21 protein-coding genes are annotated in these 23,064 nt (G+C 39.5%); 11 read left to right on the plus strand and 10 right to left on the minus strand.

Going from position 1 to position 23,064, the window contains the following annotated elements; translation table 11 throughout:
- Nucleotides 1-94: 94 nt before the first annotated feature.
- Entirely contained in the window at nucleotides 95-1,243 is a 1,149-nt protein-coding gene (locus CLV48_RS04685; protein WP_106566023.1) for an acyltransferase family protein, read from the plus strand.
- 7 nt (nucleotides 1,244-1,250) lie between these two features.
- Here CLV48_RS04685 and CLV48_RS04690 read toward each other — a convergent pair whose 3' ends face one another.
- The gene (locus tag CLV48_RS04690) at nucleotides 1,251-4,019 is read right to left on the minus strand and encodes a putative LPS assembly protein LptD (RefSeq protein ID WP_106566024.1); all 2,769 of its coding nucleotides are present in this window, start codon (nucleotides 4,017-4,019) and stop codon (nucleotides 1,251-1,253) included.
- 66 nt (nucleotides 4,020-4,085) lie between these two features.
- Between CLV48_RS04690 and CLV48_RS04695 the strand changes: the two genes are divergently transcribed.
- Nucleotides 4,086-4,886 carry an N-acetylmuramoyl-L-alanine amidase family protein gene (locus CLV48_RS04695; RefSeq protein WP_106566025.1) on the plus strand — a complete coding sequence of 267 codons (801 nt, stop codon included), beginning with the start codon at nucleotides 4,086-4,088 and terminating at the stop codon, nucleotides 4,884-4,886.
- A gap of 290 nt (nucleotides 4,887-5,176) precedes the next feature.
- Here the strand turns inward: CLV48_RS04695 and CLV48_RS04700 are convergent, their stop codons facing one another.
- Nucleotides 5,177-5,770 (minus strand): riboflavin synthase, encoded by a 594-nt coding sequence (locus CLV48_RS04700; RefSeq protein WP_106566026.1) that lies wholly within the window; start codon nucleotides 5,768-5,770, stop codon nucleotides 5,177-5,179.
- Nucleotides 5,771-5,885: 115 nt separating this feature from the next.
- Between CLV48_RS04700 and CLV48_RS04705 the strand changes: the two genes are divergently transcribed.
- The 3 genes from CLV48_RS04705 (at nucleotide 5,886) to CLV48_RS04715 (ending at nucleotide 7,929) form a co-directional block, all read left to right on the plus strand.
- Entirely contained in the window at nucleotides 5,886-6,542 is a 657-nt protein-coding gene (locus CLV48_RS04705) for a protein-L-isoaspartate(D-aspartate) O-methyltransferase (protein ID WP_106566027.1), read from the plus strand.
- Nucleotides 6,543-6,623: 81 nt separating this feature from the next.
- On the plus strand, nucleotides 6,624-7,160 hold the full coding sequence (locus CLV48_RS04710) for an acyl-CoA thioesterase (RefSeq protein WP_106566028.1): 537 nt from the start codon (nucleotides 6,624-6,626) through the stop codon (nucleotides 7,158-7,160).
- A 10-nt stretch (nucleotides 7,161-7,170) separates the two neighbouring features.
- Nucleotides 7,171-7,929 (plus strand): hypothetical protein, encoded by a 759-nt coding sequence (locus CLV48_RS04715; protein WP_106566029.1) that lies wholly within the window; start codon nucleotides 7,171-7,173, stop codon nucleotides 7,927-7,929.
- Here CLV48_RS04715 and CLV48_RS04720 read toward each other — a convergent pair whose 3' ends face one another.
- A complete protein-coding gene (locus CLV48_RS04720; RefSeq protein WP_106566030.1) occupies nucleotides 7,930-8,370 on the minus strand; it encodes a hypothetical protein in 441 nt (146 codons plus the stop codon).
- Between the two features lie 249 nt (nucleotides 8,371-8,619).
- Nucleotides 8,620-10,995 (minus strand): phosphoenolpyruvate synthase, encoded by a 2,376-nt coding sequence (gene ppsA, locus CLV48_RS04725; protein ID WP_106566031.1) that lies wholly within the window; start codon nucleotides 10,993-10,995, stop codon nucleotides 8,620-8,622.
- A gap of 157 nt (nucleotides 10,996-11,152) precedes the next feature.
- On the opposite strand from ppsA, the gene CLV48_RS04730 reads away from it, so the two are divergent.
- The 6 genes from CLV48_RS04730 to CLV48_RS04755 are packed head-to-tail and all read left to right on the plus strand — an operon-like array spanning nucleotide 11,153 to nucleotide 15,715.
- Nucleotides 11,153-11,644, plus strand: a complete 492-nt coding sequence (locus CLV48_RS04730) for a hypothetical protein (protein WP_245889484.1) — start codon at nucleotides 11,153-11,155, stop codon at nucleotides 11,642-11,644.
- Entirely contained in the window at nucleotides 11,641-13,059 is a 1,419-nt protein-coding gene (locus tag CLV48_RS04735) for a CCA tRNA nucleotidyltransferase (RefSeq protein ID WP_106566032.1), read from the plus strand. The genes CLV48_RS04730 and CLV48_RS04735 overlap by 4 nt, the downstream gene beginning before the upstream one ends.
- A gap of 8 nt (nucleotides 13,060-13,067) precedes the next feature.
- Nucleotides 13,068-13,781 (plus strand): tetratricopeptide repeat protein, encoded by a 714-nt coding sequence (locus CLV48_RS04740; RefSeq protein ID WP_106566033.1) that lies wholly within the window; start codon nucleotides 13,068-13,070, stop codon nucleotides 13,779-13,781.
- A gap of 10 nt (nucleotides 13,782-13,791) precedes the next feature.
- Nucleotides 13,792-14,349: a hypothetical protein gene (locus CLV48_RS04745; protein ID WP_146140066.1), complete on the plus strand. Its 558-nt coding sequence runs from the start codon at nucleotides 13,792-13,794 to the stop codon at nucleotides 14,347-14,349.
- Nucleotide 14,350: 1 nt separating this feature from the next.
- Nucleotides 14,351-14,677, plus strand: coding sequence for a DUF3817 domain-containing protein (locus CLV48_RS04750; RefSeq protein WP_106566035.1), 327 nt, complete (start codon nucleotides 14,351-14,353; stop codon nucleotides 14,675-14,677).
- A 15-nt stretch (nucleotides 14,678-14,692) separates the two neighbouring features.
- Nucleotides 14,693-15,715 (plus strand): hypothetical protein, encoded by a 1,023-nt coding sequence (locus CLV48_RS04755; RefSeq protein ID WP_106566036.1) that lies wholly within the window; start codon nucleotides 14,693-14,695, stop codon nucleotides 15,713-15,715.
- A 127-nt stretch (nucleotides 15,716-15,842) separates the two neighbouring features.
- Here the strand turns inward: CLV48_RS04755 and CLV48_RS04760 are convergent, their stop codons facing one another.
- The 6 genes from CLV48_RS04760 to gatB form a co-directional block, all read right to left on the minus strand.
- Nucleotides 15,843-18,302 carry a leucine-rich repeat domain-containing protein gene (locus tag CLV48_RS04760; protein ID WP_106566037.1) on the minus strand — a complete coding sequence of 820 codons (2,460 nt, stop codon included), beginning with the start codon at nucleotides 18,300-18,302 and terminating at the stop codon, nucleotides 15,843-15,845.
- Nucleotides 18,289-19,128, minus strand: coding sequence for a hypothetical protein (locus CLV48_RS04765; RefSeq protein WP_106566038.1), 840 nt, complete (start codon nucleotides 19,126-19,128; stop codon nucleotides 18,289-18,291). The genes CLV48_RS04760 and CLV48_RS04765 overlap by 14 nt, the downstream gene beginning before the upstream one ends.
- Nucleotides 19,125-19,703 carry a hypothetical protein gene (locus tag CLV48_RS04770; protein WP_106566039.1) on the minus strand — a complete coding sequence of 193 codons (579 nt, stop codon included), beginning with the start codon at nucleotides 19,701-19,703 and terminating at the stop codon, nucleotides 19,125-19,127. Before CLV48_RS04770 ends, CLV48_RS04765 begins: the two co-directional genes overlap by 4 nt.
- A gap of 21 nt (nucleotides 19,704-19,724) precedes the next feature.
- The gene (locus CLV48_RS04775; protein WP_106566040.1) at nucleotides 19,725-20,195 is read right to left on the minus strand and encodes a nucleoid-structuring protein H-NS; all 471 of its coding nucleotides are present in this window, start codon (nucleotides 20,193-20,195) and stop codon (nucleotides 19,725-19,727) included.
- 268 nt (nucleotides 20,196-20,463) lie between these two features.
- Nucleotides 20,464-21,582 carry a TlpA disulfide reductase family protein gene (locus CLV48_RS04780; protein ID WP_106566041.1) on the minus strand — a complete coding sequence of 373 codons (1,119 nt, stop codon included), beginning with the start codon at nucleotides 21,580-21,582 and terminating at the stop codon, nucleotides 20,464-20,466.
- 1 nt (nucleotide 21,583) lies between these two features.
- On the minus strand, nucleotides 21,584-23,044 hold the full coding sequence (gene gatB / locus CLV48_RS04785) for an Asp-tRNA(Asn)/Glu-tRNA(Gln) amidotransferase subunit GatB (protein ID WP_106566150.1): 1,461 nt from the start codon (nucleotides 23,042-23,044) through the stop codon (nucleotides 21,584-21,586).
- Nucleotides 23,045-23,064: the final 20 nt, after the last annotated feature.

The raw sequence follows: 23,064 nt of genomic DNA on the forward strand, positions 1-23,064 counted from the left end.
TAATCAAAAAAATATTTTATTATTAAAATCTTTTCTTAAATTTTCGAGAAAGTCTTATTACCCAAACCAATACTTAACATAACCCAAAATCACTATGTCCCAACAAACACCTTTAGGAGTTCCTTTACAGGAAAGATATCTGGCTCTAGATGTACTGCGAGGGCTGACGATTGCCCTGATGGTAATTGTGAATACCCCAGGAAGCTGGTCGCATATGTATGCGCCCTTTACACATGCTTCATGGCATGGTTTTACTATTACGGATCTGGTTTTCCCCACCTTTCTTTTTGTGGTAGGAAATGCTATGAGCTTCAGCATGAAGAAGCTTGAACAAATGGAACAAGGACTATTCTTGCGGAAAGTCTTTAAAAGGACATTCCTGATCTTCATTATTGGATGGCTTTTGAATGCTTTTCCTTTTGTGGATTATAGTACAGAAACCGGCTATACGATGATCAATTGGCTGGAAGTCCGATTACTTGGAGTGCTTCAAAGAATTGCCCTTTGTTACATGTTGGCATCTTTGATTTTATATTATTTCGGGAAGCGGGGAGCCATTATGTTCAGTATCATCACCCTTCTGGCCTACTGGGGAGTTTTGTATTATTTCGGAGAAGGTGAAGACCCATATTCATTGGCTGGAAATGCTGTTGTGAAGTTGGATTTATGGCTAATTGGAGCTAAATACTTGTATATGGGAGAAGGAGTCCCATTTGAACCTGAAGGCATTCTAAGTACATTCCCTTCTGTGGTCAATGTTATTGCCGGATATTTTGCAGGTAAAGCCATACAGCTATGGGGCAACAACAACAAAAGTGTGAAAAATCTGATAATCTGGGCTTTGGGTCTGATAATTATCTGTCTGGTTTGGGATTTAGGCTTCCCAATCAACAAAAAAATATGGACTAGCTCTTATGTCCTGCTTACTGTTGGATTGGATCTTTTGCTGATAGCTTTCTTGGTGCTTTTGATCGAAGTTTGGCAAAAAAGAAACTGGACTTACCCCTTAGAGGTTTTTGGAAGAAATCCTTTGATACTCTATGTGCTTTCCGGGGTGGTAATCACTTTATTTCACATTATCCGTATCGGTGACCAAACATTGAAAGGAATCATTTATGAAAACCTGTTTACAAGCTGGCTGGGTCCAAAAGATGCCTCGCTTTTATTTTCAATTGCCTATATGTTATTGATCTGGTTGATCGGTCTCTGGATGGATAAAAAGAAAATTTACATCAAGGTCTAAATACAACTTACCTATCAAAGAAGGATCTTCGGCGGGAAACTTTCAAATCTTGAAGGATAGAAGATTTCACCCTGATATCCACATTATAGGATGTGAACCGCCCAAATGGAATCCAATTGACGTTCATTTGCCAGCAGTGTAAATCTCTCGCAATTCCGATCATCGTTTGGGTAATTTGGGCGGTTCTAAAATCATAGCCCCCATTAAAATTGATTTTCCATTTTTCGGAAATTTTCACATCCCCGTTAATATTGACGGCAGAAGTAATATTGGTCTGCCCATTTTGGGAACGGTTGTAGGCTATATTGTATCCAAATCCAAGATTCCAAGGAATATCCCAGTCAATATACTGGGAAGGATCATTGACAATCCTGTTAATTTCTTCCTCGACAAATTCATTCATCATCCCTCCCTGTTGCAAGAAATCATTGGTGATCTGTTCCCTAACCTCTCCCGGAGATCTTCCATTCTTACTTGGATTCAGGCTACCATTGATATTCATTTGGAGTGAACGCAAGGTACCTATCCCCTGCCCTGCTGTCCAGGCAAATTCATTGACCCTTCTTTCCACTAATTGATTTTGATTGTTTAGAAATTGTCTCCTTGCGTAGGGATCGATATTTCCGGAAAAGTTGAGAGAAATCTTGTCTTCAAAAAATGAAGTACGCGTATTGAAATTGAACGGCGCAAGGTTGAAAGAATCTGCCGCAAAGTTGTAATTGGTCGACAAATTCAAAGACTGAAGCAAAGGGATTTTCTTAGCTTTCCCATCACCGGAATCCTCATCACCTCTGATTTTAGCTTCGACCACATTTCTTAAATTAAAGCTAAGGGCTCTAGCTTCTCCTAGTGGAGCGCCACCAAAGATGAAGCCCTGATGCCTGGAAAAAAGTTGGGATCTTCCCGAACTATCAACCTGTACCATTTGATAATAGCCAAAAGCGGGGTTTGAAAAGTCAGGAGTATAATTAAAACCAATAGATGGCTGCATATGGTGTCGGATGGCCTCTATTTTCTTTTTACCCTTGAAATTGTAAAATCCATAAACGTTGGTATTCATGTTGAATGAGCTGTTGTAAAAACTCACTCTATTGAAGCCTGGTTCCAGTATTTTATCTACCCTGTTTTCAGCCGGATTGAAGTAAAAGTTGATTCTCTCCAAATACCAAAGCTCTGTTAAATTCATAGATGCTGTACCTGTAAAATACTTGAACAAAGTAAAATTGGAGGTAATGGGAATAGTATTTCTGGCACCGTTGTCTGCATCTGCCAAAAGTTGCGGCAAATTGGCCAGATTAAAAGGGATTACATTAGGTTGGTTAAAATCATTGAGCCCTTGATTCTGCTGCAAAACGCTATTCTCAACTCCAAAATTCGGTGTTATCCTGTTATTGATAGAATTTTGCAAATTAAAATTCCAAGCAACGTTAAAGGTCTTTAGAGGTTCAAATCTAACGTTCTGGAAAGGATTTTGACGGTTCATGTTGACCGAAATATCTGGTAAAATAAGGTTTACCTCATCCGTCTGAACATTTTGGGAATGCCTCAAATTGGCAGACATACTAAACGGAGTCCCCTGAAAAGTTTTACTATAGGAAACATTTGAAGAAAATTCAGAATTGACATTGGTAATGAAACTGGTCGGATTGATCACCACATTGTTGTAATTGGTGGTACCGGCATTGACGGAAGCAGAAAACCTGGAATTCCCTCTTGATTCGGGTTGATGGGACCATCTCACCCAAACTGTATTGTAATCCAAGGGATTCAATTCCGTCTCTGGACTTTTGAATCTTTGGTAATCCAGATCAAAGGAGCCGCTGAATCTGTACCTTTTCTTATAAATTGTAGCGGCCTTTGCACCATATCCTCCCTGCGAATATACATCCCCGGTCACACGGGTATGGATGTAATCGTTAAAAGCAAAGTAATAACCAAAATTCCTTAAGAAAAATCCCCTAACCTGCTCCTGTCCATAGGAAGGAAATACAATACCAGAGGCTTTTTCATCCGGAGTATCCGGGATTATACCAAAAGGCAAGCCTGCCGGAGTGGGAATATTGTTAAAATAAAGATTGAATGGACCGGTTACCACCTGTTTCCCCCTTATAGATTTGATTTTGGCTGCACTTATATGCCAGTGAGGCGTAGCCAGGTTACAGGTCGTATAATAGCCATGATCCAAATAAATACTGCCATCCTGGTCCTTTTTGATCGTAGTGCCACGAAGAAGCCCATCCTGCTGCTCTGTTACCACATCTTTGATAATGGCTTTCTGGCTCTTGAAATTATACCGCATTTCTTTGCGGATTTCATACGTTGTACTTCCTTCCTTAAAAATCGGGTTACCGATGATATTGCCCAAACTATCTGTCACCCCAGAAGCAAAAAGTTCACTTTTATCCCAATCGATTATGATCAAATCTGCATCTAGTCTTATATTGCCATATTCAAACCAGGCATCCTTATGGAGATAAACCCTATTCTGGGTAAAATCCGTAATTATGCTGTCTTCAGCATAGTAATTGATGGTGGTTTGGATATCACTCTTTGGGGGAGTTAGGGCTGTAGAATCTGCTTTTTGGACCGTGTCCTGGGCAAAAAGTAAGGAATCCAGGTCAGGAAGAACCAATGAGCCAGGGTTTAATACAGTATCAGGAGCAACGATTCTTCTTTCCGGCGCGGTTATTTGGCCTCTTTTTTGAGCAATAGCATTCTGGGGAATAGTCCAGAGAGGAAACAGAATCAGGAGCAAACAGATCCAAGTATTACGCACTTACTATTTCTATTTGTTTAAAAATTTATAAATTTTACGCGGGCAAAGTTAACAGTATTCACACGCATGAGAAGATTTAAAGTTAAAAATATTCTTATTATTTCGTTACTGACTACATTTTTTCTCCTTAGTGGCTTTTCAACTACTGGTTCTAAAGCACCGGAATACCGACTCAAACGTGTAGTTATTGATGCCGGACATGGAGGCAAGGATCCTGGGGCTTTGGGAACATACAGTAAGGAAAAAGACATCGCACTGGCTGTAGCATTACAGGTAGGAAAATATGTCCAGGAAAATCTACCTGGTGTAGAAGTCATATATACCAGAAAATCAGATGTATTCTTGGAATTAAAGGAAAGATCCAATATTGCCAATAGAAACAAAGCCGATCTATTCATCTCTATTCATTGCAATGCTGCTGCCAATAAAGGTGTCTATGGTACTGAAACTTTCGTAATGGGTACTAAAAACTTTGAAGCCAATTTTGATATCGTAAAAAGGGAAAACTCAGTAATCCTACTTGAGGATAATTATCAGGAAAACTACGAAGGATTCGACCCATCCTCTCCAGAATCCTACATGATGTTCAACCTGATGCAAAAAGCTTTTATTTCAAATAGCATCTCTTTAGCTGCAAAAATTGAAAACGATTTTACTTCAAGGGTTAACCGCTCCAGCAGAGGGGTCAAACAGGCGCCTTTTTATGTGCTATGGACCACAAGTATGCCTTCAGTGCTCATAGAACTGGGATTCATTTCAAATGTCAATGAAGAAAGGTTTTTGAACAGCAAAGATGGACAGACTTATCTGGCCTCTGCCATCTACCGCTCTATCAAAGCATATAAAGAGGAGCTTGAGGAACTATAAAATCCAGGAGGTTTCCTTTCAAAGTTTAAATCCGGAAAATAGTCAACCCCGAGTACAATTCACAAGCTTCAAAATTATTTAGTGATTCAATGTGATCAGAGAAAATCCGCCAAATCTGGTGGATCCGTTTTCTGTACCAATCCAGCATTCAAAAATTAGAAAAATTCGCAAAGTTCCTGTCTGCACCGGGTCAGTCACGGTTCAAAAAGACCCATTGTTTAACATAAACGGCCTACCTAAACTTCAAAGCTCCACTCAGCCGTCTCCCTCCATTCAACATTCCGAATCCCTTACGCTCCATATCCCCGGATAATCCTCTGGATATATTTGCCTATGATATCAAACTCAAGATTGACTTCATCTCCTACCTTTAACTGGTGAAAGTTGGTATGTTCATAAGTGTAGGGTATAATAGCTACTGTAAATTGTCCATTTTTTGAATTGAAACAGGTTAGACTGGTCCCATTAACAGTGATGGATCCTTTCTCTACTGTAATATTACCATTGCTGGGATCAAAAGAAAATTCGAAAAGCCAAGAACCATCCTGTTCTTTAATACTTTCTACTATCCCTGTCTGATCTACATGCCCCTGAACGATATGTCCATCAAATCTCCCATTGGCAGGCATACACCTTTCGATATTGATTTTTTTGCCGGCGGACAAAGTTTTTAGATTGGTCTTCTTCAAAGTTTCGTCTATGGCCGTGACCCGATAAACATCCCCTTTTATAGCTACCACAGTAAGACATACCCCATTGTGGGATACTGACTGGTCTATTTTTAGTTCATGGGTTATTGGGGATTGAACATCGAAATGAACATTACTGCCTTCCTTTTCAAGATTGACAACTGTTCCCAAAGTCTCTATGATTCCTGTAAACATTTTTAAATTAAATTTGCACTGAGTCAGACATTAAAAGTCTATCTTTAAATTTTGCTCAAATTTAAGCCAATTAATCCCTTAACTTCGCATCTTTATTAAAAGTTTCTCCATAGGCATGTTGAGATTAGAGGACAGTTACCGTCACAAAGGACAAAGAAGAGAATTGGTCAAATTATTGAGAAAGAAGGGCATCAAAAGTGAAGCTGTATTGGAAGCTATCAACACCCTTCCCAGACACTTTTTTTTTGATACAGCACTGGATTCACACGCCTATGAGGACAAGGCATTCCCAATTGGGGAAGGTCAGACCATATCCCAACCTTATACGGTGGCCTTTCAGACAGAACTGCTACAGGTCAAACCCGGAGACAAAGTATTGGAAATCGGCACAGGATCGGGTTATCAGGGTGCTATTCTTCACCTTCTGGGCGCTGAAGTCCACACCATAGAGTTTCAAAAAAAACTTTATGATCGCACTAAAAAATTTATGACAAAACTGGGTATCCATCTCCATTTTTATTTTGGCGATGGCTCACAGGGTATACCAGACAAAGCTCCATTTGATAAAATCCTCGTCACTGCCGGTGCGCCTATCGTTCCCAAATCTTTGTTAAAACAATTGAAAATCGGAGGTATCCTGGTAATTCCAGTAGGAGACAGGAATACCCAAAAAATGCTTAGACTGACCAAAATAACCAGTACCAAGATAGAACAGGAAGAATTTGAAAATTTTGCTTTTGTCCCGCTCTTAGGCGCGGAAGGCTGGAGATGACAAAATTTTCTATCGGGAAGAATGTGTTAATTTTTTATTTATAGATTAAAATTTCGTATTTTTGGATAAAATTTAGTTTTTATGACAAAAAAGAAAACTGCCAAGCAATCTGAAGTAGTTATGACCGAAATGGTCCTTCCAAATGACACCAACACCCTGCACAATTTAATGGGGGGAAAATTGATGCATTGGATGGATATTGTGGCCGCAATTGCCGCCCAAAAACATTCCAACCGTATTGTGGTCACTGCATCAGCAGATAGCATTTCTTTTAAACATCCAATTGCACTGGGTAATGTGGTTACCCTAAAGGCTCAGGTAACAAGGGCTTTTAATTCTTCTATGGAGGTTTTCATTGAAGTATGGGCAGAAGATATACCAGCCAATAAAAAGATTCAAACCCATCGTGCTTTTTTTACCTTTGTAGCAGTTGACCAAAACGGACGTCCGATTGAAGTGCCCGAAGTATTGCCGGAAACACCGGATGAGATTGAACTGTATGAAGGAGCATTGAGAAGAAGGCAACTTAGACTGGTCCTGGCTAAAAGGATGGACCCTAAAGATGCGGTGGAATTGAAATCCATATTCAATATCGAGGAACCAAAGGACAAAAAATAATATCCATAAAATGCATATTAGAACTGAAGATTTATCCTCTATTGAAATTGAATTTGATTCCGGAGTGGTTCCCCCTCCATACAGTCATATTTTTAAATTAAAAATCAATTTCAGTGTAAAAGCACTAGAAACCTCCTTGGACCTGATTTACACAGATCGGGAAGAACTTACCGAAGAGGAGATTTTCGATGAAGGATTTTCTTTGGACGATGATTTTCACTTTAATGGGGATATTTCCAAAATATGGGAAAAACCTTTAAAAGAACTCTATACGGCCTCCAAATGGACGAACAAAAGCCTGGATGATGAAGGTGGTATCAACTTGTCCCTAAAAGACCGCCAAGGTAAATCCAGCCTTGTTATTCCTCAAAATCAACAGGAATGGCAAATATTGGCTCAAGATTTAATTCAGGCTATTTATGAAACCAGTAAAAAAGAACTTCCGCTAAGCCTGCGCTATCTGATCAAAACAAAAACTGAGGAAACAATGATTGAATTGACCATGAAGTTTTCGATCAGAAAAGTGGAAATCAAAATAAATGGCAAGATCACAGAGGGAGCTTGGGACAAGACCAAAGACCTGCTATCCTATGTATTTCTTCCTGATTATGACTACTCCAAGGCAAAGCAACAGGTACCAAACCATAACGGAATTTTTATAGACTGTGGGGATGGCTACTGGCATGAATTAGGGAAAGGAGTCGTCAATATTGACAACTCCTTTGATGCCGTATCCAAAATCAAGGATGGTTTTCAGAAATTACTTTGATTAAGGCAGGGCATTTTTGTAAAAATCCCTGACATAAGCCAACAATTGGTTTTCCGTCAGTTTATCTGAACTTTCTACAGAGAGCCACTTGCCACTAAATGCTTTGTTCTCTCTTAACCGGTTCCTCATTTGGTCTTTGACAGTACCTGGGCCAAAAAGCAGAATATCGTCGTAGGGGTGTAATTTACCCTCCATCATTTTGAAGTACTCATTGAGTTCATTTTGGGTAATATTGTTTTTCTTATACTCATTGTTAGAGGCATGTTCAGGGTTTGAAGTAAACCTCGTTTTGTCATCTGTTTCCCCATCGTACCTTTTCATAGATTCATAAGGAGAATCTACTGTTTCTATTAATACTGCATTTCCATTCGTATAACCAATCAAATGGGCTTTGGAATGATCTATCCAAACACCAACCTGTTTAAATGAATTTCTGTCCATGATATTAGGGATTTTTTATGATTTAAATGTTTGATTCTTTTTTCTAAATAGGAATACAGTTACTTCAAGTTAGCAGTTTTTCAATAATATTCCACCGGAAACCATGTTTAAATTTAACGTATCAAATGAAGTAATATTCCATTCCCCCACTGAAAACTAAAGGGAATGGATTCATTGCTTTTCAATCTGATTTATTGTTTATTGATCAGGGAAAGCAATAAACTCAATGTTTTCTTTTTGGCTTCTTTTTTAATTCCTCTTTGACTCTGCTTCAATGATGTTTTCTATCCCTTTCAATAAAGCATCCGGATTGAAAGAAATACTGTCTATTCCCTCATCCACCAAAAACTTTGCAAATGCAGGGTAATCACTGGGTGCCTGGCCACAAAGACCGATTTTCCTACCAGCTTTTTTTGCCGTTTGGATTACAGAAGAAAGCATGGCCTTCACCGCTTTATTATTTTCGTCAAATAGATCTGAAATGATGGCCGAATCCCTATCAATTCCCAAAGTCAATTGGGTCAGGTCATTGGATCCTATTGAGAAGCCATCAAAAATTTGGGCAAAATCTTCCGCCAGGATCACATTGCTGGGAATTTCCGCCATCACATAAACCTCCAGTCCATTTTTCCCACGTTCCAAACCATAGGATTTCATGACATCCAAGACTTTTTTGCCTTCTTCAACTGTCCTACAGAAAGGAATCATCAACTTGACATTGGTGAGTCCCATCTCATCCCTCACTACTCTCATTGCTTCACATTCCAATCCGAAGCCTTCCATGTAAAGTGGATGATAGTATCTTGAGGCTCCTCTAAAACCGAGCATAGGGTTCTCCTCACTGGGTTCAAATCCTATTCCTCCCAGCAACTGGGCATATTCATTGGTTTTAAAGTCACTGAGTCGGACAATCACCTCCTTTGGATAAAATGCTGCCGCCACTATGGCAATATTCTCTGAAAGTTTCTCAACAAAGTACTTCTTCTTATCTGCATAATGATGTGTGATGGCCTCAATCGCTTTTTTGTCATTTGATTCGGGAAGTTCTTCAAAATTCACCAAAGCCATAGGATGAATCCTGATGCTATTGCTAATGATAAACTCCATCCGCAGAAGTCCAACACCTTGATTGGGGTATAATGAAAGCCTAAATGCATTAAATGGATCTGCCAGAATAAACATGGACTTGGTATGGGTTATGGGTATTTCACCTAAATCAATTTCCTTGACCGTCCATTCCAGTTTACCATCGTAAACAGAACCTTCATCCCCATCTAAGCAGGAAACTGTAATCTCTTGACCATCCCTCAATTTAGAAGTGGCATCACCAGTCCCAACCAGGGCATTTATCCCCAACTCTCTTGCAACAATAGAAGCATGACTTGTCCGTCCACCTTTGTTTGTAACAATACTTACTGCTTTCCTTAGCATGGCATTCCAATCAGGGTTGGTAATATCCGCTACAATAATGTCCCCTTGCCTGACTTTTGCAGCATCAGCAATTGACTTGACTATACATACCCTTCCTGATGCAATGGCATTTCCTACAGCTTTACCTTTTACAATTGGAGCAGATTTTTTGCCTGTGATTTTATATTCCTTGATTTTGATTCCATCTTTTGCACCATGGACGGTTTCGGGTCTTGCTTGTACTATAAAAATTTCTCCACTTTGCCCATCCTTTGCCCATTCAATATCCATTGGCATGCCATAATGCTTTTCAATCGTTAGGCACCATTCTGCCAATAAGGCTACATCATAAGGTTCCAATGAAAAATTGTCTCTTTCCAATGCACTGGTCTTTATGTTCATCACAGGCCTTTCCATACCATGTGCATAGACCATCTTATTTTCTTTAGCGCCTAGCTTTTTATAAATTACACTTTGGCTTTCCTTCTCTATTGATGGTTTAAAAACATAAAACTCATCAGGATTAACAGCTCCCTGTACTACGTTTTCTCCCAAACCCCAAGCACTTGTAATATAGATTACATTGGGAAAACCAGATTCTGGATCAATTGTAAACGCAACCCCGGCACTTCCCAAATCGGACCGGACCATTTTTTGAACCCCCACCGATAAGGCCACATGCATATGGTCAAATCCATTATCCACACGATATTTGATAGCCCGGTCATTGAATAGTGATATGTAGCACTTATGTATGGCTTCCAGCAATTGCTCCTCTCCTTCTATATTCAAAAAACTATCATGCTGACCTGCAAAGCTGGCAGTCGGTAAATCTTCGGCTGTGGCTGAGCTCCTTACCGCAACTGAAATAGGTTTACCTGCTCCTAAGATTGCATATGCCTTCAGAAAATCCCTTTTGGCTTCCTCGTTGAATTTTCCTCCCGAAATCAATGACCTGCATTTCTTCCCAATTTCTGATAAATTTCCAAGGTCATGTGTATTGAGCTTGGATAAGGATGATTCGAGCTCTTTTTCAAGTTTGTTTTCATGCAAAAAAATCCTGAATGCTTCTGCAGTGGTGGCAAATCCATCGGGAATTTTGATTCCTAAAGGAGTCAATTCGGCAATCATTTCACCCAATGATGCATTTTTTCCACCAACTTTGGCAATATCTTTACTTTTTATCTGATCAAAGAAAATAACAAATTTGCTCATTGTAATTGCTCCGAAAGGTCAAAAGTGAAGGTATAAGATAGGCCCGAATAAAAATATGATGAAAATCAGTAAAGGGAATGATTTTTTGGTAACGCTAGACCAGTGAAAGACAATTCCCGGAAATAAACCCTTAATTTGTCAATTTTCTGGGTTATTTTTGAGAAAAAAATCAACGGTGGAAATAAGGGAAGTTGTAAACAAAATCAAGGAAAACGGAAGAGTTAAAATCAAAGAAGGTAATGGTTCCATTCTTGAACTGATCGGTTTGGATCATTGGAACCCTGAAACAGATGATTACGAAGGTATTTTTCTCTTTTTTGATCTTTTTCAGATCCGCACAGTGGCCAGGCCATTTTCTGATGTTTCACTTGATATTGTAGAGTTTGCCACCAAGCCTACCATCTATCATACTCCGGTCAACAACACCCTGCATAATGGACCGATCGAGCATGGAAATATAAGGTTTTCAGTATTGAGAAAGGAATTTTGGAATAAACTCTTATTTGCCTATGCTCAACCGATTATAGTGCAATATTCCAAGATTCAAGAATTCGACTTCCAGACCGAAGAATATTTTCCATTGCTAAGTGCAGGGACTAAAGAAATGTTTTTGAGTCCCGAAGGGGATGTCAAAATCCACAGATCATGAATTTCAAAGAACACCTAGAAAGCTTAGACATATTTAGAAGGGTTGGAAAAATTGCTGATGAAATGGGAATGGAAACCTATGTCGTCGGCGGGTATGTCAGAGACCTGATTCTAAAACGCCCCTGTAAAGACATTGATTTTGTTTGTGTTGGTTCAGGAATAGCTTTGGCACAGAAAGTAGCTGACAGCTTTGAAGAGCATGTACCACTTTCTGTTTTCAAAAATTTTGGTACTGCCAATATCCGTCTCAATGATTGGGAGGTGGAATTCGTTGGAGCAAGGAGAGAATCTTACCGACATGATTCCAGAAAACCCATTGTAGAAGATGGAACACTTCAGGAAGATCAGGAAAGAAGGGATTTCACCATCAATGCAATGGCCATATCTGTCAATGCGCATAACTTCGGAGAGTTGATTGATCCCTTTGATGGATTGGGGGATATTAAGCGGAAAACCATCAAAACTCCTACGGACCCTATCCTTACTTTCTCGGATGATCCATTGCGGATGATGCGTGCGATCAGGTTTGCGGCACAACTTCATTTTGATATTGAACCGGATACTTTTCTGGCGATTGTACATGATGCCCATAGGCTTCAGATTGTTTCAGCAGAAAGGATCATGGATGAGTTGAACAAAATCATCATGACAGCGAAGCCTTCATATGGTTTCAAACTATTGTTCGTCAGCAAATTGCTGCAGCAATTTTTCCCAGAACTCGTAGAATTACAGGGAGTGGATTCAGTAGGAGACAAATCCCATAAGGATAATTTCTACCATACGCTTCAGGTATTGGACAATATTTCTGCCATGACGGACAATCTCTGGCTGAGGTGGGCGGCCATCATGCATGATATCGCCAAACCAGCCACTAAGAGATTTAACCAAAAGGTAGGTTGGACTTTTCATGGACATGAAGACAAAGGGGCCCGAATGGTTCCTGGAATTTTCAGAAGAATGAAACTGCCCATGGATGAACGGATGAAATATGTACAGAAATTGGTCCGACTTCATTTAAGGCCTATCGCATTGGTCTCAGACAAAGTAACGGATTCGGCAATCAGAAGATTGCTTTTTGATGCTGGAGATGATGTCAATGACCTGATGACACTTTGCAGAGCGGATATCACTTCAAAAAACAACAATAAAGTGCAACGCTTTTTGGCCAATTTCGATAAAGTGGAAAAAAAATTGGTCGAAGTCGAAGAAAAAGACCAAGTTAGGAATTTTCAACCTCCAGTTTCAGGAGAAGAAATCATGGAAATTTTTGATTTAAAACCTTCAAGAATTGTCGGTGATTTGAAAGAAGAAATCAAAGAAGCCATCTTGGAAGGACAAATTCAGAACAATAAAGCTGAAGCTTTGGAACTATTGTATAAATTAGCCAATCAAAAAGGATTAAAAAAGCAACACTAATTACCCATATGAATAAAACCATACTCTTACTTGCCTTGTGCCTAAGCTTTGGCACTTTTACATTTGCCCAACAGGACAACACCGCTACACAGGATCCCGAAAGCCTGAGAAGGAGGAACGAGTCTGACCAAAGAGTTTATCAGCTGGCTATGAGGTACAATGACCTCCCTGTGGCTAGGATTAAACTTATGGAATTGATCGAACGGAACCCAACCAATAACAGGTATCCAGAACTTCTTGCCACGCTATACTTCGAGGCGGGACAGTACGCCTCAGCAGCAGTCGCTTCTTTGGACTTACTCGAAAGGAATGACCAAAGTATTACCGGGCTGGAAATCGCGGCTTATTCTTTGGAACAATTGGGTGCTTTGGATAGGGCACTCCCGAATTTTGAAAGGCATTATTTGTTGACAGGAACGCTTTTCTCCCTTTACAAATCAGCTTTCCTGCAATACTCCCTCAACAGAGAAGAAGAAGCACTGAATTCAGTGAATATGCTTATTAAAGACAGGAAATCCACTGAAGACCTTGTGGGCTTCCCTACCTCCAATAATGAAACACAAGAAGTAAATATGAAGGCAGCTGCACTCAATCTTAAAGGAATGATTTATATGGGTCAAAAAAACAAAGCTGAGGCGGTGGAAGCATTCCGACAAGCAATCGAATCAGCACCAAACTTTGAACTGGCACAGGAAAACCTAAAAGAAGCACAAAAAATGTAAACCATAAAACATGGAAAACCACAGCATTCATGATATGGGCCTTTTCCTGGATTTGGAATTATTTCTTTTGCCGGAAGAAAGAAAACTGATGTTCCAAAATAATGGGATGCAGGAATATTCCTTAGACAATAAAACTGAAAATTTGAATGAATTTCAGGAAAGGGAAGAAATTGAAGAAAGTATTCCTTTGGAGTTTGAGGGGGGATTTGAAAAAGGGGTGTTGATTGTATATGAAGGTCAAACACTTTCCCAAGAACTCAGTGACCTGCTTTTTAAAATCCTGAATGCTGTGGGCTGTTCTTTGAAGGATATTGCCCTATTGAGCAATGACCAACTTGGGTCTACTGGTTTGGAAGTTATACAATCCTTGGGGCCTGAAAAGGTCATTGTATTTGGAAACCTAAAGCATGAACTCATGGGTTACAAGAGAAAAAATTATGAAATCCAGATGTTGGAAGGTGTAGAGTACCTTTTTGCAGATGACCTGGATGCCATCAATGAAAATAAAAACCTAAAAATCTCACTTTGGACCCAATTACAGACCCTATTCAATATTTCTAAAAAATAAAATGAGCAATCCTACAAGCACAAAGGCCAAATGGCTTAAACGATTCAAGTGGATCAGTATCATTGAAGGGCTTTCGTTTCTTCTCCTGCTTTTTGTGGCCATGCCTTTGAAATATGTCATGGATATGCCATTGGCAGTAACTTATGTAGGCTGGGCACATGGTATTCTATTTGTCATCTATATTTATGTGGTTTTTCCTACAGCCAGGAAATGTTCTTGGGATTTCAGTAAAACTTTATTTGCGTTAGTGGCCTCTGTACTTCCCTTTGGACCATTTGTTTTTGACCGATACCTCAGCAAAGAAGAAAGAAAGATGAGGGCTTCATAACAAGATCAAGATACTATGGCGCTGATCAGTAAGAAAAAAAAGATCTACCCCATTAGTGATACACTTAGGGCATATCTCGTCAAATACGGAAGAGTAGTAGATTTTCCAATCCATTATTCAGACCTGCTGCGCTACAGTTCTTCTATCCCCCTTTATGATTACAAAGGAAACGACACCCTTTGGGAAACAGTACTTTTTTCTGAATCTGACAGGGAAGAAATTCATTTCAACGTAAAAAAAATCTATTCCCTTCTCAAAGCTGAAGGGGATATGTCTGTTATGCAGCACCTTTACGTGGACAGGATAGACCTTTGTGTGTATGGAAATACACAGCCTTTTCGGGTCCGGATTGTCAACCGCATCAATGACAACTTTGATTATTTTTATGTAAAAATGGCTGATGCCTCCAGGGTCTATGGGCTGGAACTGGAACATTTACTGTCCCCAAACAGGATCAATTATTTGGTCCACCAGAATACCCTCATTGAGGAACATATTGCTGGAATACCCGGCGAGCAATTTATGAGGCAATATGTCAATGAAAATATTGCCAACCCCATCCGATTGGCAAAAGAATTTGTCAAATTCAATGAGCGCTGCTTCGTAAGGTTATTGGGAGATATGCATTCTTCGAATTTCGTTGTTGATATAACTCCTGATTTTGAAGAAATCCATTACCGGATCAGGGCTATAGATTTTGATCAACAGTCTTATGAAGGAAAAAAATCCATTTACCTCCCCCAATATTTTAAACAGAACAATGCCTTAATTCAGTTGGGGATCAAACACATCACGCCTGAATCTATGCAGCAATATCAGAAAGAGGAAAGGGCTCTTATTGCCCACAGGTTGAAGAGTTCTCCAAAAGAAATCGAGGATTTATTGATCAGCATGGAAAAAGACATCATTGCTCCAAAAGAAAATATTGATTTATTGAAGTCCGAACTCGCCAAGCACTATAAAAATAAGGATTTTTTGGCATGTGAAAATATGGGGCAATTATTGAGGAAGAGTCTGGAGCAAGTGCTCAAAAAATAGCCACAACCCAGCAACTGAAAAGAAAAAGGTTTAAAGCCTGGGCCTTAAACCTTTCATTAATTCTATTTTTTTTTATCTCAACTATTCAAAAACAGCCCTGATTTATACAGATCTCTGACTAAGCCCATCAATAGAACCTAACATCCGCATTGGGATTGAGCTTACGGTATGTATCCACCGCACGTTTGTTCAGTTTGGTATTGAAACAAATCAATTTTTCTATTGATATGAGTCCTTGAACAGGACGTAGTGACCGTACATTCGTATTGGCTATATCCAATTCCTGGAGATTAGATAAGGACTCTAAGCCCCTCAATACTTTAATATTTGTTCCAGAGACATTCAATTCTCTCAGTTCACGCAAAGAAGACAGCGGTCTCAAATCCTCAATACCAGTGTTGGAAAGATCCAAAATCCTTAGATTTCTTAAGAAGGATAAAGCACTTATTTCACTTACAGGAGCATTGGAAATTTTCAACTCTTCAAGAAGTTCCATGCCTCCCAGTACTTGAATATCCATCAAGGGGACATCATGGACTTCTAATCTGCGAAGGTTATTGAAAATTAGGATTGGCTGCAAATTTGAAATTGAAGATCTTCCAATTTTCAGCTCCGGACTCGCGGTCCATCGATGAAGTGCCTCACTGCCCGGTTGGGAATTCCCTCTTTCAAATTGATCAATGATCAATGTCCTCCAAGAATCTGTTAAAAGCTCCCACCACATGGACAGTGCATCGCTTCTGTAAATGATATTGATATTTGGGTTGGCCAATAGAAACTCTGGTGTTTCTTCCTGGTCAATTTTGGATCTGTCAATGTTCAAATATACCAACTCCGGTAACTCTTTGAGCGGGAGGAAATTCTCCACAGGAGCATTTTCAAAATCCAGATGCGTCAATCCTGACAAATTGGATAGTGGAGAAAGGTTCTTTACCTGACTGTTTTTTCCTGAAATGGAGATCAAAGTCTTCATATCTGAAAGTGGAGAAAGATCCTGAATCTCGGTATTATCGAAATTAAGGTAACTGATCTTTCTAAACTTAAGAACCGGTCCCAAATTAGTTATCCTGCTTCCAGATAAGTTAAGTGAATCCAAGGCCACCGTAGTGGAAAGGTCTTCCACTGTAGGAATTGCTTTGGCTAGGGAAGGATTGATAGAGATCAAAGTTTCTTTCCAACCTTCAGAAAGACCATTCCACCAAGTTTGAAGGTTCTCAACATTATGGATCAATAAGACTCTTCTGTTCCTTCTGGTAAATTCATCTGCATTGGATTCAGAAATTCTTGTTCGGTCAGCATAGACCCTTTGAAGCGTGAATTTATCATTCAAAGGGCTTAGATCAGCAATTTCCGTCTGATTGATATTGACCATTTTCAATTGGGCAAGTCCTGATAAAGGACTAAGATCAACCATATTGGTTTCCTGCAGATTGAGGTGCTCCAAGTTTTTCAACTCAGACAGCATTTCAAGGTTGATCAGGTAATTGCCGCTGATATCGAGATGAGTAAGATTTTCCAGTTCAACAATATTTTCAACATTATTGAAACCACTCTTGCTCAGATTAAGGTTTCTAAGGGACTCAAATGAATTAAGGACACCAAAACTGGCAACGGGAGTACCAGCAACTTCCAATATCTGCAGCTGCTTTAGATTGCCTAATTCACTGATGTCTCTAATCTGTGTACCGGAAATATTCAAATGCGAAAGCCTGTCTGAATATTTGATAAATTGAATATCCTGTGTTGGGGTATTGGCAATGTTCAAATAGGTCAGGAAGGTTACATTACTTATTGGGTTAAGTTCCTGAATATTGGTATTGGATATATCAATGTATTTAAGTTCCCTCAAAGCATCAATTGCTTCAAGATCTTTTACAAAGGAATTTCCGGAAAGATTGATACTATCAATTGAACTGATTTTATACAAATCATCCAAGCTCACAGAATCTGATTCACTCAAGCCTATTTTTTTTCTGAAATAACTTTCCCAGGTATAGGATAGATTTTTCCACCACTCCAGCAGTTCCTTGTCCCTGCTCAATTTGGTGGTATAGATACTGGCAATTTTCAGTTCATTGGATCTTTTGTCCACATTGACTTCAACAAACCTCGGTTTGGTATTACTGATTTTCTCCTTATTGAGACCAAGGGCTGTCAAGGTTCTGTCCATGGAAACCAAGAATGAAAGTTCACCATTGTCCCTGGCAAAGGGTTTAATTTCCCTGACCTTGAATTTAAAGTTGGCATCTTTAAAGAAAAACTCTATGTCCTTCATGTATGCCGTAATATCTTTATTGGTGATGACTTTTCTATCTAAAAGCAAGTCATCTTCCACCTGGACCTTCTCATCACGGAAGATCTTCTTATAGGATTCCCTGATTATAACATCCTTGTCCCTGGCAGGAGTATCCTGGCTGCCAAGGGTATTTAAAAAATACTCTAAAAACCTGATCTGGTCCTCCACCTTTGAGGAGAGGTCCTTGAGTTCCTGTTTGGAATATCCGGCAACATCTTGGGAAAGGCCATATTTTGGCAAGCCAAGAAAAATAGCGAACAGGAATAAGAAGAAAGGTTTATTTCTGGTCATAGATGTATCTCAATAAGGTTTCCTTATCTCCTGGTTTGAGTTTTACCAAATTGCTAATCAACCATCCGGTATTAAAACCTGGACGGTTAAATTGATTGAGTTCAAAGTACCAATTATTGATTTGGAAGAAATGGAATTTCACATCCATTATCGTTTCAAATTTTATATTACCACGCTTCATTTCATATAAAAAAAGCGTAAGATAATCTGGTTGGTATTCTTTTGGGGTAAATGCTTCGGGGGTATCTGAATCCTGGAAAGCTTTCCTAAGGTTCATAAATCCCAATTCGTGGCTTAAAGGATGGAGAAAACCTTTACTTTCTCCTTGAGGTTTGTTGAAAATTTCTTTGAATGGCTGGAAAACAACTTTATCAATTACCCATTCATAGCCCAAACCTTCCGGCTGGATTTTCAGGAAAAGGGTAACGTTTTCCCTTTTGCCTCTGTAAGTAAATATGGATTGTACTTCTGCGAACCAACCCTCCCTATGGAAATTTATATATTGAGGCATTACTTCAGAGAGTACCTCCGTCATAAATTCCTTTTTCAGCTCATTGGAAATTCCTGATGTTTCATTATCAAAAAGGATACTGATAAACTTACCTCTGAGCTCCCTATCTCTGAATAGGGCATCTCCGTTGTAATAGCGCTGACTTCCATCAACACTCTCTTCAGCATTAAACCTTCTGAAAAATTGATTAACCTGTTTGGTGGAAGCTGCAAATCTTCCATCGTCCTTAGGAGAACCGGGGCTGTACAAGCCTTGCCCCGGTGCCATCTCTAAGGTAAAGATCAATAAGAATACTGATAATATTAATTTTCTCATGCGGAGGTTTCAGTCACGCGGATATCACCCAGCATTACATCCCAGAACTCAATGGTTCTACCTGCAATCTGAGTTTGTTTTTTCTCCACGTAAATGGTAATATCTTTTTTGGTTGTATCTCTGTAATTCAGGCCAGATTCAAGAGAAGTTCCTTCAAATCTTTGGTAAACAGTTACCACACCCACATATCGGCCATCAGGCTGTCTTTCAAGGTCAGAAATGTAGTGGATATCATACCAAGTGATGTTTACTCTATCATAGTTAAGCGCCATCAATCTTTCGAAATATCTTCTTACTTTATAATAAGCGATTTCTTTTCTGTTCAAAGAAGAAACACCCATTTCAGCACCTGGAGCGAAAAGCTCTTCAGCACGGTCCATTACACGGTTAGCTTCAGAAAACTGAGTTTCTTTGCTGCCGATAATGCTGATATATTTACTCAAGTCCTTAACTTTTTCCAAAGCGAGGGAATCAATAGCCTGCTTTCTGGCAGGGCTGATATTGTCTGATTGGGCTACAGATACCGCTGCTGTGGCCAAAAACAGCAACAGAAATAGTGAGATATATTTTTTCATAATGATTAAGTTTTCTGCAGATTATTTTTTACGACGTAGTTCCAATTCGGTTACTCTACCATTTCCATCTAACCTGATGTCGCTGATAAAGTTTAGATTCTTTTTAGTGTCCTTCAGGTAGTGAAGATACTTCTCGATGGTAGTAGGCTCATCATAGTCTTTGATACCATTTTCCTGATGGATTACAATCAACACAGGAGTCTGAGAGTTAGAGAACATTCCCAATGCTTCATTGATGGTTCTGTTGGCAGCATCCACATTGGTAGACTGCGCAATGCTGTTGAAATAATTCTCCAATTTACCTACTGCAATTTCCTCAGCAGATGGCTGTGGTGCAGCTGGAGGAGGTGTCGGAGCAGGCTGTTCTACCGGAGCTGGCGCTGGTGCAGGTGCCACTTTCTTTTTACTTTTACAAGCTCCCATGGCCAATAGACCGAAAAGAGCCAAAGTAAGCAGGGTGCTTACAGGTGATTGAATTGTTCTTCTTTTCATTTTTGGTTTAATAAATTGTTTGTTTTTTCTCTGACTAAGTCCGTATTGAACAAAAAGCATTCCATAGAGGTATTTTCCATGTTTTTTTTAGGATTTTTTTAGAAACCCAAAGCTTCCTGCACCAAATGACGGAATTATTTTGCGCAAATGTATAGCAAAATAATTACACTTTGTACAAAGTATTTTGCAGGAAAATAAAATTTATTTTTTCAAATAAAAAGGCCTGATTGTTTTAACATCAGGCCTTTTGGTTTGAGCGGGATATTGATCAGTCAAACAGTTCCCTTAATTTACTCTCCAAGGATGGCCCTCTAAGGTCTTTGGCTATTATTTTCCCTTCAGGATCTAGCATATATGTGGCCGGAATCGCATTGATCTGATAAGTAGCCGCTGCTTCGGAATTGAAATATTTAAGATCAGAAACATGAGTCCATGTAAGCTTATCATCTTCTATGGCTTTGATCCAAGCTTCATGGGTCCTATCCAATGAAACTCCAAATACTTCAAAACCCTTGTCTTTATATTGGTTATACAAGCGTACAACGTTTGGGTTCTCCTCCCTGCATGGACGGCACCAAGCAGCCCAAAAATCAATCAAAACATATTTACCTCTCAAATCCGAAAGGTTGACCACATTACCTGATGGATCTGGAAGGGAAATTTCCGGAGCAACTTGGCCCACAGACAAAGCCCTCATTTCATCAAGCTGGACCATTAAATTCTGAACGGTTTTAAATCCAGGATATTTTTGGTTCATCTTCGAAATAAGTTCATCCATAAACTGGAAATCCTTTTTCGGATTGATCATTGGAAGGGCTGCCAAAGCCGCAAAACTTCCATCCATATTACTGATAAGTTCCTTTACTTTTTCTCCCAAATCTGATTCCAATCCCATTGCCCTGACCTGAATATCCCTGATCTTGTCTTGATCCCTAGCACTCATTGCCTCAAAATACTCATTGTTCAGGTTATTGATGTTTTCCTGGTACTCATTCATGATGGCTTCTATCTGTTGCATGTACTGGGAATCCTGGGAACCTTTAAGCTCCAGGCTTTTCTCATTGGAAAAGTCATAGTTTAATTCCACATCTTCAGCATATAAGGCCAATCTAACCTCTTTTTTATCCATTAGGTTGATCATGTAAAAACCAGGGCCTTCCAATGTTAATTTATATTCAAACTTACCATTGGCAGCAGGGCTGATTTCAGCAATTGTTGCTGACATCTCATCATTAATGGAAGAAAGGACAATTTTTCCTTCGGGCATATTGCTCAATTTTCCTGAAATCACAACTTGACCATCAAATTCCTTTTTGCCAATACCTCCACAGGAAAGTATTAAGATAGAAAAAGAGAATAACAACAGTAATCTAGAGAGGTTTTTCATATCAGTTTTCCAATAATTCAGTCAATATTTTTGTAGCTACTTTAGGGTCAGCCTTACCTTGGGACTTTTTCATCACTTGCCCCATAAACATCCCCATCAAACCTTTTTTACCCGATCTGTATTCTGCCACTTTGGCTGAATTTTCGGCAAGGACACTTTCCACCAAAGGCTTGATACTTTCTTCATTACTTTCCTGTATCAGATTTTGAGACTGGGCAATTTCCAAAGGTGTCTTAACCTTATCTTCCAAAAGAATTGGATAGATTTTCTGGGAGGCCGCCGAGAAACTCACCTTGCCTTCATCAATCAATTCTATCAGTTCAGCTAAGCGTCTTGGACTTATCGGAAAATCTGAAATATGTAATGTAAGCTCATTCAAATAGGATTTAACCGGGCCCATCATCCAGTTGGATGCTGCTTTGTAATTATGGATAAGCCCGCACAACTCCTCAAAATAAAGGGCAATTTCTTTGCTATCCGTCAATACGCCTGCATCATATTCTGGCAATCCATATTCACGTATAAACTTATTGTAAAGTTCTCTTGGAAGTGCAGGCATTGATTCCTGTATACTTGCCAACCATTCTTCTGAAACAATAACTGGACTTAAATCAGGCTCAGGGAAATACCTGTAATCATTCAGGTCTTCCTTGGTTCTCATTCCTGAAGTGGTGCCCGTTGTAGCATCAAAAGTCCTTGTCTCAGAAATAATTTCTATTCCGGCTTCAATCAGCTCAATCTGACGCTCAAATTCATGCTCAATAGCCCTGGATACATTTCGGAAGGAGTTCATATTTTTGACCTCTACCTTTTTTCCATACTCTTTGGCACCTCTAAGTCTTACGGAGATATTTGCATCACAGCGTAAAGAACCCTCTTCCATATTTCCATCGCAGATTTCCAAATACCTGACCAGTTTCTTGATTTCTACCAAATAGGCATATGCCTCATCAGAAGAGCGGATATCCGGCTCAGAAACAATCTCTATCAAAGGAACTCCGGCACGGTTAAAATCTACTAAAGTATCTACCTCACCCGCCAAGTGCATGGATTTACCAGCGTCTTCTTCCATATGTATCCTGGTGAGCGCTATGGATTTTTGGGTACCATCGGGTAGGGTAATCGGTACTTCCCCTCCCACACAGATAGGTCCTTTGTCCTGTGTAATCTGATAGCCCTTTGGAAGATCCGGATAGAAATAATTTTTTCTGGCAAAAATGTTTGTCCTTGTAATATTGGAATTACAGGCCAAACCCATCTTAATGGCATACTCTACTGCCTTTCTGTTGACTTTGGGAAGTGTACCCGGGTGCCCTAAAGTGATCACAGATATCTGTGTATTGGGCAGATTGCCAAATTCAGTGGAGTCGGCTGTATACATTTTGCTTTGGGTAAGCAATTGGGCGTGTACCTCCAGACCTACCACCAACTCGTATTTATTTTTTATCTCTGCGGAAATCATTTCTTCGATTTTTACTACTA

Source organism: Cecembia rubra (genome assembly GCF_003014575.1).
In the GTDB taxonomy this organism is placed as follows: domain Bacteria; phylum Bacteroidota; class Bacteroidia; order Cytophagales; family Cyclobacteriaceae; genus Cecembia_A; species Cecembia_A rubra.